Annotated in this window: 11 protein-coding genes and 1 pseudogene; 6 read left to right on the forward strand and 6 right to left on the reverse strand. The window is 41.4% G+C overall.

Annotated features, from left to right (window positions below; all coding sequences use genetic code 11):
* The first annotated feature begins 100 nt into the window (after positions 1–100).
* Positions 101–946 carry a dihydropteroate synthase gene (folP, locus tag H6G76_RS27280; protein ID WP_190708172.1) on the forward strand — a complete coding sequence of 282 codons (846 nt, stop codon included), beginning with the start codon at positions 101–103 and terminating at the stop codon, positions 944–946.
* Between the two features lie 2 nt (positions 947–948).
* Here the strand turns inward: folP and H6G76_RS27285 are convergent, their stop codons facing one another.
* From H6G76_RS27285 to fabI, 5 genes are all read right to left on the reverse strand, one after another.
* Positions 949–1,791 (reverse strand): SPFH domain-containing protein, encoded by an 843-nt coding sequence (locus tag H6G76_RS27285; RefSeq protein WP_190708175.1) that lies wholly within the window; start codon positions 1,789–1,791, stop codon positions 949–951.
* Between the two features lie 617 nt (positions 1,792–2,408).
* Positions 2,409–3,929: a polysaccharide biosynthesis/export family protein gene (locus H6G76_RS27290; protein ID WP_190708176.1), complete on the reverse strand. Its 1,521-nt coding sequence runs from the start codon at positions 3,927–3,929 to the stop codon at positions 2,409–2,411.
* 432 nt (positions 3,930–4,361) lie between these two features.
* Positions 4,362–5,345: an ABC transporter ATP-binding protein gene (locus H6G76_RS27295; protein WP_190708178.1), complete on the reverse strand. Its 984-nt coding sequence runs from the start codon at positions 5,343–5,345 to the stop codon at positions 4,362–4,364.
* 110 nt (positions 5,346–5,455) lie between these two features.
* Positions 5,456–6,103, reverse strand: coding sequence for an imidazoleglycerol-phosphate dehydratase HisB (gene hisB / locus H6G76_RS27300; protein WP_190708180.1), 648 nt, complete (start codon positions 6,101–6,103; stop codon positions 5,456–5,458).
* A 96-nt stretch (positions 6,104–6,199) separates the two neighbouring features.
* Entirely contained in the window at positions 6,200–6,976 is a 777-nt protein-coding gene (fabI, locus tag H6G76_RS27305; protein WP_190708182.1) for an enoyl-ACP reductase FabI, read from the reverse strand.
* 533 nt (positions 6,977–7,509) lie between these two features.
* Between fabI and ntcA the strand changes: the two genes are divergently transcribed.
* The 3 genes from ntcA to H6G76_RS27320 all read left to right on the forward strand — a co-directional run bounded on the left by ntcA (position 7,510) and on the right by H6G76_RS27320 (position 10,335).
* Positions 7,510–8,181 (forward strand): global nitrogen regulator NtcA, encoded by a 672-nt coding sequence (gene ntcA / locus H6G76_RS27310; RefSeq protein WP_015113299.1) that lies wholly within the window; start codon positions 7,510–7,512, stop codon positions 8,179–8,181.
* A 172-nt stretch (positions 8,182–8,353) separates the two neighbouring features.
* Entirely contained in the window at positions 8,354–9,844 is a 1,491-nt protein-coding gene (locus H6G76_RS27315) for a DUF3084 domain-containing protein (RefSeq protein ID WP_190708183.1), read from the forward strand.
* A gap of 44 nt (positions 9,845–9,888) precedes the next feature.
* Positions 9,889–10,335, forward strand: a complete 447-nt coding sequence (locus H6G76_RS27320; RefSeq protein WP_190708185.1) for a pre-16S rRNA-processing nuclease YqgF — start codon at positions 9,889–9,891, stop codon at positions 10,333–10,335.
* A 38-nt stretch (positions 10,336–10,373) separates the two neighbouring features.
* On the opposite strand, the gene H6G76_RS27325 is transcribed toward H6G76_RS27320, so the two are convergent.
* Complete coding sequence (locus H6G76_RS27325; RefSeq protein ID WP_190691661.1) at positions 10,374–10,637, reverse strand: DUF3146 family protein; 264 nt, start codon at positions 10,635–10,637, stop codon at positions 10,374–10,376.
* Between the two features lie 376 nt (positions 10,638–11,013).
* On the opposite strand from H6G76_RS27325, the pseudogene H6G76_RS37315 reads away from it, so the two are divergent.
* Positions 11,014–11,184, forward strand: a pseudogene (locus H6G76_RS37315) (Uma2 family endonuclease); the annotation flags it as partial.
* Positions 11,171–11,410 (forward strand): transposase, encoded by a 240-nt coding sequence (locus H6G76_RS37320; protein WP_242056537.1) that lies wholly within the window; start codon positions 11,171–11,173, stop codon positions 11,408–11,410. The pseudogene H6G76_RS37315 and the gene H6G76_RS37320, both read left to right, overlap by 14 nt.
* Positions 11,411–11,495 lie beyond the last annotated feature (85 nt).

Genomic DNA, 11,495 nt, shown 5'->3' on the forward strand with positions numbered 1-11,495 from the left:
CGAACTCTAGCTAGTGCCACTGCCAAACTCAACCTCTGCTTCATCAGGCTCATGATTAAGAGGCTTGCAGGTTCTTCCTAAGATGTCAAATGGGTTCTATATGTCCGATAATTTAATAATTAGAGAGCGTTGTTTCAATTGGGGACAACGTACTTATTTGATGGGTGTTTTAAATGTAACGCCTGATAGTTTTAGCGACGGTGGCGATTTTAATAATACTTCTGCTGCATTAGCTCAAGCATGGGCAATGGTAGCTGCTGGTGCTGACATTATTGATGTTGGTGGGCAATCGACCCGACCAGGGGCAGAGCAAATTACCCTTGAGGAAGAACTGGAGCGAGTAATTCCTGTTATAGAGATTCTTCGCTCTGAAATGACAGTACCCATATCTGTAGATACAACTAGATCTGCTGTAGCAAAAGCAGCAATAGAAGCTGGGGCAGATATCGTTAATGATATTTCTGGTGGTACATTTGACCCTGATATGTTGCCAACAGTTGCCAGCCTGGATGTGCCAATAGTGTTGATGCATATCAAGGGAACGCCACAGACAATGCAACAGATGACTAACTATCAGGATTTGTTGGGTGAGATTTCTAATTTTTTGACAAAGCAAATTACTGTAGCAATTAACGCAGGCGTTGAACACCAGAAAATTATTCTTGATCCTGGGATTGGCTTTGCTAAGAACTATGAGCAGAATTTAGAGATTTTGCGCGAGTTGCGATCGCTCTCAGCACTTAATTGCCCTATCTTAGTAGGAGCATCTCGCAAAAGTTTTATTGGTCGCATCTTAAATCAACCAGAACCGAAAGCACGAGTTTGGGGAACAGCAGCGGCTTGTTGTGCTGCTATTGCTAACGGTGCTGATATCCTGCGAGTTCACGATGTTAAAGAAATGCGTGAAGTATCGCTAGTGGCTGATGTTTTGTTTCGGCATAGTTAAAACTACACAGTGCCATTATCAGATTTACTACTTTCAGTTTCTATACCTACGGTGTCACCAAGCATTTGATCTAACGCTCCTTCCGATAGTCCTTGGTTAAGAAAGACTACTTTGGCATTGGTACTAGCACTAAGTTTATGGCTTGCTTCTAATTGTTCTTGCGCTACCAAATACCTGAGAATTTCTCTAGTTTCGGGTTTAGCAGTGACAGCTTCCGAAAGTATCCGAATTGACTCTTTCGTTGCTTCGGCTCTCTTAATTGCAGCTTGTCGTTCTCCTTCGGCTTCGGAAATAGCTGCTTGCTTTCTAATTTCAGCCGCTTGTTGTTCAGCCATTGACCTTTGCACACTTTCTGGGGGTGTGATGCTTTGAATATCTACCCGGATAATCTTCACTCCCCATTTTTGACTGGTGTCATTAACAATCTGCAACAGCGATTGATTCATTTGATTCCTAGCAGAAACAGTTTCCGACAAGGTTCTCTCGGCAATGTGAGCACGGAGTTCAACGGTGACAAGGTTGGCTAAAGCCACTTGCATATCCTCAACTTTATAAAAGCTGTCCTCCATGTTGGTAATTTGCCAGGTGACAACACCATCAACTTCTAAGTAAACGTTATCTTTAGTGATTACTTTCTGAGGCTTGATGTCTAAAATCTGCTCTCTTGTGGTATCTTCCATCACAACTTGATCCACAAAAGGCACAATAAAGTTCAACCCTGGCTTCAGAGTACGATGTTTCTGACCCAAGCGTTCAACTAGGGCTTCATTTCCTTCATTAATAATCTTGGCAGATCCTAATGCATAGCCGACAAGTGCTAAGACTATAGCAATAATTGGCTCCATAGATGCTCCTATTTAAGTTTTGAGAGAATTTAGTGTTAAGGATATGGTATTTTGTCCTACCTTTTAGTCTAATGTCTCTAGTTTTTGCTTTTCTCAACACTCACTAACAGAATCTACATCTATGTTACATTTGCAACGTTTTGTGCAAACGAACAGATTGACAGAATGCGATCGCTATTAAACCACCTTGATAACATACTGGCAAGGAATTTATGGTAGGTGACAGAGGATAGGTGATTGGTGAGCTACTGCTGTGAAAGGGTTCACCGATATAAAGCAAGTGGCTTTAAGAGCGTCACCCGAAGGGTGACAGGGTTAAAAAGTTTTTTGATATTTAAGTTTCATCCTCGTTTGCGGTAATAATCACCTTAGCTATTAGCAGATTTACTTCAAGGCTAAATTCAACCAAGGTTTGATATTCATTAGTAGCAGGTATATACCCCAACCCAAAACAAGGCACAAACTAAACAATAATCCTTGCAGGCGGGAGAGCTTGCAAGGATCTTGGCGAAATTGAGACTGCAAAGAAACTGCCATTTTCTGGGAACCAAAAGATTACCAGCTATGGGGACGAATAAACATTGCTTATTGTCCCCAAGATTTAGCTGTATCTTAAATTAAAGTCCGAAGATGCTGAGGAAACCCCTGAGAAGCCCGAAAGGCGCGAAGATGGTACCCAGAGAATCCCCAGTCTTGGCCGCACCATTGCGGCTAACTACTACAACGTCATTATTCCGCAGAATGGGATTAGTCTCTTCGTTAATTCCATCAGCCAAATTTATTTTGACGACACGTTTAGTAACAGAGCCATCGGGGTTCAGCCGAATTAAATCTACAGCACCTCTACTAGCTCTAGCATCATTAAACCCACCAGCAGCCAGCAACGCTTGGTTTAAAGAACTATTGGGCTTAAGTTCGGTCGCGCCTGGTCTTTTCACTTCACCGACCACACCTATTTGAATTGTGTTCGGAGATAAAGTTGTATTAGCTAATTGGGTAGATTCTGCGGCGGTGAGATCTGTAGCTGTGGGAATAATCAGCGTATCTCCGTCCTGCACAATGATATCTTGATCAATATCACCACTTTGGAGTAGCTGCCAGAGATTCACATCAATAGTTTGTTCACCACCAGTTCTAGTGGGTCGGCGGAGTTTTAGGTTGCGAATGTCAGCTTGTCCTGTGATTCCACCTGCTAATTGAATCGCTCTGGTGACTGTAGGTAAACCACCTCCAGGAGCAGCAGCTGCGGCTCCTTCTCCACCACCGGCTGCTGAAACAACATACGAACCAGGACGATTTACTTCACCGATAATAGCAACAGTTCGCGGTGCGGTAGGATTAGCTGCAAAGTTAGCTGCTGCTAAATTTCGTGCTTCAGCTTTGTTAAAGTTAGTTGCTGTAGGTACAAAGATGGTATCTCCATCCCGTAATGTAATATCTTGCCCTACCTGACCTGTTTGTACAGCATCTTTCAAGTTGAGGTTAACTATTTGCTCTCCACCTCGCCCGATTTTACGCCGTACTTGTACTTGAGAAACATCGGCTGCTAAAGTCACACCCTGAGCCGTAGTTAATGCTGCTAATACAGTTGGGTATTGTACGCCGGGGTTATCTCCTGCACCGCCACTCAAGTTAAGAGTGTAAGATCCCGGTCGTGTAACTTCTCCAGCAACAAAGACATTAATGGGGCGTGGTGATAATAAGTTGACAGATATTAAAGGACGTTTTAAATAGCGGGCGTATCTTCTAGCAATTTCATCAGCAGCTTGTTCAGTTGTTAAGCCTAAAACTGGGACGCTGCCTATTAGAGGTAAATTAATTGCGCCACCAGGAGGAATTTGATATTCGCCGGTGTATTCGGGTACTTCAAATACGTTAACACGTATGCGATCGCCGCCTCCTAAGGTGTAATTGGTATCTAATTGTTGTGCTGTTGGTGATACCTGTAGTGGCGGTTGTATTACTCTTTGCCTAGTTGGTGATACTGGTTTTGACGTTGGTATAACTGGTTGTAATTTTGGTAATACTGGTTGTCCCTGAGCTAGGCTGACGGGCGACACAGCTAAATTAATAGCCGAACAAAAAGCCACACCCATCATTGGCTGGGTGAGGGATTTCCATAAACCTGTGTTAAGCATATTTCCCTTAGACTCTGAGACTACGATCGGCAAAGTACTGTCTAAACATTTTAATCTTGACTATACTTAAGTATCTCGGTTCCCGACATATTTTATTTTCCCAGAAGGATACTATTTTCCGGAAGCATAATTGTTTATTGCATTTGAATTTTTAATAAAGTTAAGTTAAAGTTATCTGCACTTAGATCTAAAATTTACAGTTAATTAAGCTGAGATTGAAAGTATGGCAGGCAACAGGCAACAGACAACAAGCAACAGGCTTAAAATTCTTTTTTTGTAAGTGTTTTGTCATTAGATAATATCTTAATTTAACTGTAAAATGTTAATTTTTTATCTGGCTTAAAGCTAGTAAAAATTCTGACAGTCTAACAAATAACAATAACACCAACTTCTTAAAAAGTCGGAGTTATAAAAATTTCAATTTTCACCAATTTAGTTCACTGAGAGTTTTTGTTTTTCTAGCTGTTCAATAAAAAAGTCTTCTAAGGAATGACGAGATAAATCTAGAGAAATAATATGACCTTCCATTAAGCGAAGACTATCAAGAAAATCATAGTAATCTTCTTGTAGCGTTCCTTGCCAAGAACCATCATGGCTAAATACAAGGTTAGGTATCCATTTGTGGAGAATTTCTTGATCACCACCTTTACCCTTGATATGGTAAGCGTTACTCCTACCTAATAATTCATTGAGAGAACCAGAACAAATTAATTCACCTTTAGAGAGGATAGCAATGCGATCGCAAATTTGCTCTACCTCACTGAGAATATGGCTGTTGAAAAAAATAGTCTTACCTGCGGCTTTCAACCCTAAAATGATTTCTCGCATTTGGTAGCGTCCCAGAGGGTCGAGTCCCGACATCGGTTCATCGAGAAATATCAGTGCGGGGTCATTAATTAACGCTTGCGCCATACCGACACGCTGTAGCATTCCCTTAGAGTAACGACGCATTTGTTTTTTACGTGCGTCAGCAACAGGTAAACCCACTAATTCCAAAAGTTGCGGAATGCGATCGCGCTGTATATTTCTGGGAATCTGGAAGAGTCCAGCCGCTAACTCTAAAAATTCCCAACCAGTCAAATAATCGTACAAATAAGGGTTTTCTGGCAGATAGCCGATGCTTTGTTTAATTTGGCGATCGCCTAATGGCTTACCAAACAATAACCCCCGTCCCCCAGTTGGACGGATAATTCCTAGCAACAGCTTTAATAAAGTAGTCTTACCAGCACCATTCGGCCCCAGTAGCCCAAAAGTTTCCCCCTGGTAAACTGTCAAAGAACAGCCTTTGAGAGATACGACTTTTTGATTCAGCCAAAAGCCACTGCGGTATACTTTTCGCAAATCAAAGGTTGAAACAACTGGCGGAACATTAATAGGTTGTGATTGAGATTCAGGAGTATCTACAACAGATTTCATATTAGTTTCAGTTAATACCTAGCAATGTTATAGCCGCCAGTCGGGTATGTTGTCGCGTAGCGCAACGTACCAAATTTTATATAAGCTGCTACTCAAAGCCAGACTCAGCTTTATAAAACACCTTTAGAACTAGGAATTGTCCCAGCACGACGAGGATCAACTTCAATCGCTATCCGCATAGCTCTGGCAAAAGCTTTGAATGTTGCTTCAATAATGTGATGGGAATTAATGCCATCTAGTTGGCGAATATGCAGTGTGATTTGGCTATGATTCACTAATGCCACAAAAAATTCCCTTACTAGCTGAGTATCATATGTGCCGACTCGTTGTGTGGGAATTTCCAAGCCGTAGCTAAGGTGGGGTCTTCCAGAAAAATCTAACGCCACCTGAATTAAAGCTTCATCTAAAGGTGCTAAAAAATTCCCAAAACGGACAATACCTTTTCTATCACCTAACGCTTTATGCAAAGCTTGACCTAAAGTAATGCCGACATCTTCGTTAGTGTGATGGTCATCAATTTCCCAGTCGCCCTTAGCTTTGATATCTAAATCAATCAAACCGTGGGATGAAATTTGATGCAACATATGATCTAAAAAAGGCACACCAGTTGCAGCAGTACATTTTCCTGTGCCATCCAAGTTGATAGTTACTTGCACATCAGTTTCACCAGTAACGCGGTGAACAGAGGCAATACGAGCCGTGGTAAGAGAAACTTGGTGCAGAATAGAATCTTTGCTAGAAGTATCGCTGATTTGCATAGTTAACTAGGGAGTAGGGAATAGGGAGTAGGGAGTAGAAGATAAAACAGTGGAGCCACCACTCCCTACTCACCACTCACTACTCCCCAAATCTTATTACATTCCCATAATTTCATATCCTGCATCCACGTACAGAACTTGCCCGGTAATACCACTGGCTAAATCACTGCACAAGAAAGCCGCAGTATTACCCACTTCTTGTTGCGTTACTGTACGCCGCAGGGGTGCTACTTGTTCAACATGATGAATCATGTCTAAAATTCCGCCGACTGCTGAAGATGCCAAAGTCCGAATTGGCCCAGCTGAGATGGCATTGACGCGAATATTTTGAGGGCCTAGTTCTGCGGCTAAATAACGCACACTCGCTTCTAAGCCTGCCTTGGCTACTCCCATAACGTTGTAATTAGGAACAGCTCTAACACCACCAAGATACGTCAAGGTGACAATGCTACCGCCTTCTGTCATTAAAGATTTAGCCGCGCCACTTAACTGTACTAAAGAATAAGTACTAATCTCTAAAGCTGTATTGAAACCAGAACGGGAAGTTTGGCTAAATCCTCCAGTTAAATCATCTTTATTAGCAAACGCCAGACAGTGGATGAGGATATCTAACTTGCCCCACTTGTCACGCACCGCTTCAAAGGTAGAGTTAATTTGTTCGTCGTTCTGGACATTACAGGGAACAAATAAGCTGGGGTTGAGAGGTTCTACCAATTCTGCGACTTTTTTTTCCATCTTGCCGCGTTCGTCAGGTAGGTAAGTAATACCTAAATTCGCTCCGGCTGCGTGCAGTTGTTGAGCAATACCCCATGCGATAGAGCGATTATTGGCAATACCTGTAACAAGGGCGTTCTTTCCAGTCAGATTCAGCATACAAATTGTTAACGAAATCAATCATGATCAGGATGCCTGAGCAGTATCCAATATTTTTGTTGATCCTTTAGGTTCCCTTTTACAGGAGAGTATTGCAGACGGAAGTCTAAATTTTTTCAGGGAATTTAGAATACTTCAACTGCTTAGTGTATCATCAGGGACTTTTCAGACATCCTCTTAGGAGGATACTAGAATCTGAGGCCTGTTTTTCTTTGTTTGGCACAGGATTTGTAAAAATAATATTTAGGAGATATGTTTCCTGTTTAAAAAAATTGTCTGCAATTCCTGAAGATATTCTCAAGATCTCGTAAATTTTTTTGCAAAAAACCTGATAGATAGGAGTTTGTAAGTACTTATAACAACTACTAGCTAAAACAGTGAAAAATTATGTATCATTATGAACAAATCAGCCTCAAGTTGAGTATTTGAGTATAGGAAAGTACAGAAAGGTTGACGGTGATTTATTCATTTTTCAGGTGTATTCTTAGGTAATTAGTTTCTTAGTTTTTCCGGCATTGGGTAGGGGAAGGGAGATGATCGTGACACAAGATAAAGCCCTAGCAAATGTTTTTCGTCAGATGGCAACTGGCGCGTTTCCGCCTGTTGTGGAAACGTTTGAACGAAATAAAACGATCTTTTTTCCGGGCGATCCTGCTGAACGAGTTTATTTTCTTCTTAAGGGTGCTGTAAAACTTTCCAGGGTATACGAAGCAGGAGAAGAAATAACGGTAGCACTGTTGCGGGAAAATAGTGTTTTTGGTGTGTTGTCTTTGCTGACGGGAAATAAGTCGGATAGGTTTTACCACGCTGTTGCATTTACTCCTGTAGAATTGCTGTCAGCACCAATTGAACAAGTAGAGCAAGCACTCAAGGAAAATCCAGAATTGTCAATGCTAATGCTGCGGGGTCTGTCTTCGCGGATTTTGCAGACAGAGATGATGATTGAAACTCTAGCTCACCGAGATATGGGTTCCAGATTGGTGAGTTTTTTATTAATTCTTTGTCGTGATTTTGGTGTTCCTTGTGCAGATGGCATCACAATTGATCTCAAGCTATCTCATCAAGCGATCGCAGAGGCAATTGGTTCGACTCGCGTTACCGTCACTAGATTACTTGGTGATTTACGTGAAAAGAAAATGATTTCTATTCACAAAAAGAAGATTACTGTGCATAAACCTGTTAGCTTAAGTAGGCAGTTCACTTAAAACCAATTGGAGGTAGAGGAGTTGGCAAGTATTACGTTTGTTTTTGCAGTTAATACTCATAGCTAGAGGTAAATCTAAAATTGATTAAGATCAGCTATTGCCAATCATCTATCCTCCACAGACAATGGTCGAAAGTAGTAGGCTGTATCTGGAACCATTTCGGTAGTTGAAGATGACCACCGGGTACATCCTCATTGCAGCAATTTTAATTCTGGGAGGCGTAATTGCCACCGTGGGCGATCGCATTGGCACACGCGTTGGCAAAGCGCGCCTCTCATTATTTAAGCTACGCCCAAAAAATACGGCTGTAGTGGTAACTATTTTTACAGGTGGTTTAATTTCAGCATCGACCTTAGGAATTTTATTTGCGGCTGATGAAGGTTTGCGTAAGGGTGTTTTTGAGTTAGAAGATATTCAAAAAGACCTAAGAAACAAACGCGAACAACTGAAAACCGCAGAAGCGCAAAAAAGTCAGGTAGAGAATGAGCTAAACCAAGCGAGAAAAGAGCAAACCAAGGCACAGCAAGACTTACAGGTAATAAATAAATCATTACAAGCGGCTAACGCCAAACAAAGGGAAACCCAAGCAAAACTTAACCAGACCATTAGCCGCCAAGCCCAAACTCAAGCGCAACTACAACGCACTCAAGGGCGGTTAAATCAAGTAGCAACGCAGTATCAACAAGCCAGATCAGAACTGCAAAACGTTTATAACCAAAGACAGGCATTACAGGCAGCTGTCAGCCAATTAGAGGCAGAAAGACGCAGGCTATATGCTGAAGCCAAAAAAGCAATTGATGAAGCCAAAACAGCAATTATAAAAAGAGATAGAGAACTTGCCAATCGCCAAGAAATTATTGAACAACGCGATCGCAAAATTGCCCAACTAGATAACCTCATTCAAAATCGCAATCTAGACATTGCTGCACGAGAGAAAGTAATTGCCACAAGAGAATCTCGCCTCAGAGAATTAGAAAAACAACAGGATGATTTAGAACAGGAAGTAGCAAGACTAGAAAAATACTATCAGTCTTATCAAGACCTGCGTTTGGGCAAGCTGGCTGTGGTTCGTGGTCAAGTTTTGGCAGGTGCTGTTATTCAAGTTAACCAAGCTGTCGCGGCGCGTCAGGCAATCTTGCAACTTTTAGGAGACGCTAACCAAAATGCCCTTTTCCAATTAACTGAACCTGGCGCAACCCCACAAAATACCCAAATACTGCGCGTTCCTCCAGAAAGAGTTGAGCAGTTGATTAAACAGGTAAGTGATGGTCGAGAATACGTGGTGCGAATTTTCTCGGCTGGCAATTATGTTAGAGGGGAAAAACAGATAGAATTTTTTGCAGATGCTGCGCGTAATGTATTAGTCTTTGCAGGCGGCGAAGTCCTAGCTACCACTACCGCAGACCCTCGAACCATGACATCTTATCAGCTGCGGCAAAGACTAGATTTGCTGATATCTGCTTCGCAATTTCGGGCGCGGAATGCTGGAATTGTCGAAAGTGTACAAATAGATGGGACTTTTCTGAGATTTGTTAATCAGCTAAGACAATCAGACCAGCCTTTAGATATTAAAGCAGTAGCCGCAGAAGACACTTACACAGCAGGGCCTTTACGAGTCAGGTTAATAGCTATTCAAAACGGCACAGTTATTTTCAGTACGTAAAATTTTCCAAAAAACAGGGAACGGGAAACGGGCAAAAGTTTAATATGACCTTAAATGAATTCTCGCCAACTCAACCAGTCATTCTCGGCTTCGATCCTGGTAAAGATAAGTGTGGTTTAGCTGTGATGGGATTAGATCGCAAACTACATTATCATCAGGTTGTGCCTGCACAAGATGCGATCGCCATTATAGAAACATTAAGGCAGAAGTTTCCCATTTCCTTACTCGTGATGGGTAATCAAACCACAGCAAAGCGATGGAAACAGCAGCTACAAGCAGAATTAGTGCAACCATTAAATATTATGCTAGTAGATGAGCGTTATTCTACTTTAGAAGCGCGCGATCGCTATTGGCAGATGTATCCACCTCAAGGGCTAACAAAACTATTACCAAAAGGGATGCGGCAACCACCAAGACCAATCGATGATATTGTGGCAATTCTGTTAATTGAAAGATATTTAAATCGCTTGACAGAATCAATTAATAGTTAACGCTAGAGAAAAATACTTACAAAGAATTATTTAATTGATTATAGTTCTGCCCGAATAGTAAAAGCATAGTCTCCTCCTGGTTCCAGCTGATAATCTTGTTTTTCCAAGAAGCGACCAAGCGGTTCTTTGATTAAAGCCCGACCTTGGGAAGGCTTCACAGAAAGCTCTCCACGGCGGAAATGCCACTGGAAATGCCATTCAAAGTCACCTGCGCTGACTTCGCCTTCAAGAAAGCCGTGTTGCCAGGATTGGCGGGTAATTCTGACATGGGCAGTAGTTTCTGGCAAACGTTTTGTACTCACAATGCTGTATATCAAGTGTGGGATAAACGCAAACAATGCAGTCTATTTCTTTTATTTACCAAACTTAGCGTAAATCGACAAACTGACAAAAGGGGGCTTTAATAATTTGTTGAAGAGCCAAACGGCTGAAATTACAAATTAACGCTATCAAAACTTTGCTGTAATCATCTGAAAAAATCGGACAATTTAGCTCATTATGATTACTTGTATAGGAATTCGGTTAGATTACTGAACATACTGGTGTAGTCAGTCAATAGGCAATAGATTTGTTTGAATCTCCTACAATGATTGCCATAGCACATCAGTAACGATAGTCATGACAAATGTTATAGATAAAACTAGAAGACTAAAAATTATAAATTAAAAAGTGCTAGCTATGTTAACAACAGCTTCACTCGCAGAAACAAGAACCCTGCTGAACAATATTAGCTGGCAGACATTCAAAGCTATGCTGGCAGATATGGGCAATCACAGAAATTATCGACTTGCCTATGACAATGGAAAAGTAGAAATTATGACTCCACTAATGCCCCATGAGAACTCTCATTTATTCAAGAAAGCCAAAAAATTGGGCAATTAGCAGCAAAAAAGGCTTTTTGCACTTGGGGAAAAAAGCAAATATAGCTTTCCGTAGTTATGAGATTATTGATGCAGCGATCGCTAAACAATGTTCAGATTTAGGATGCAAAGTAATTGCTATTGGTGGCACAGTTAATCACGTTCACTTACTAACTGATTATCCACCCAACTTAAATCTATTTTTATCTATTTAACCGCCAATGTCTTCATGCGGTTTCTATGACTTGCACAAAACTTTTAGAGAAGCTACGGCGATGCCTATAACAAAGGCATCGCGGA

Origin of the sequence: Nostoc sp. FACHB-152 (assembly GCF_014697475.1) — a bacterium.
Lineage (GTDB): Bacteria > Cyanobacteriota > Cyanobacteriia > Cyanobacteriales > Nostocaceae > Nostoc_B.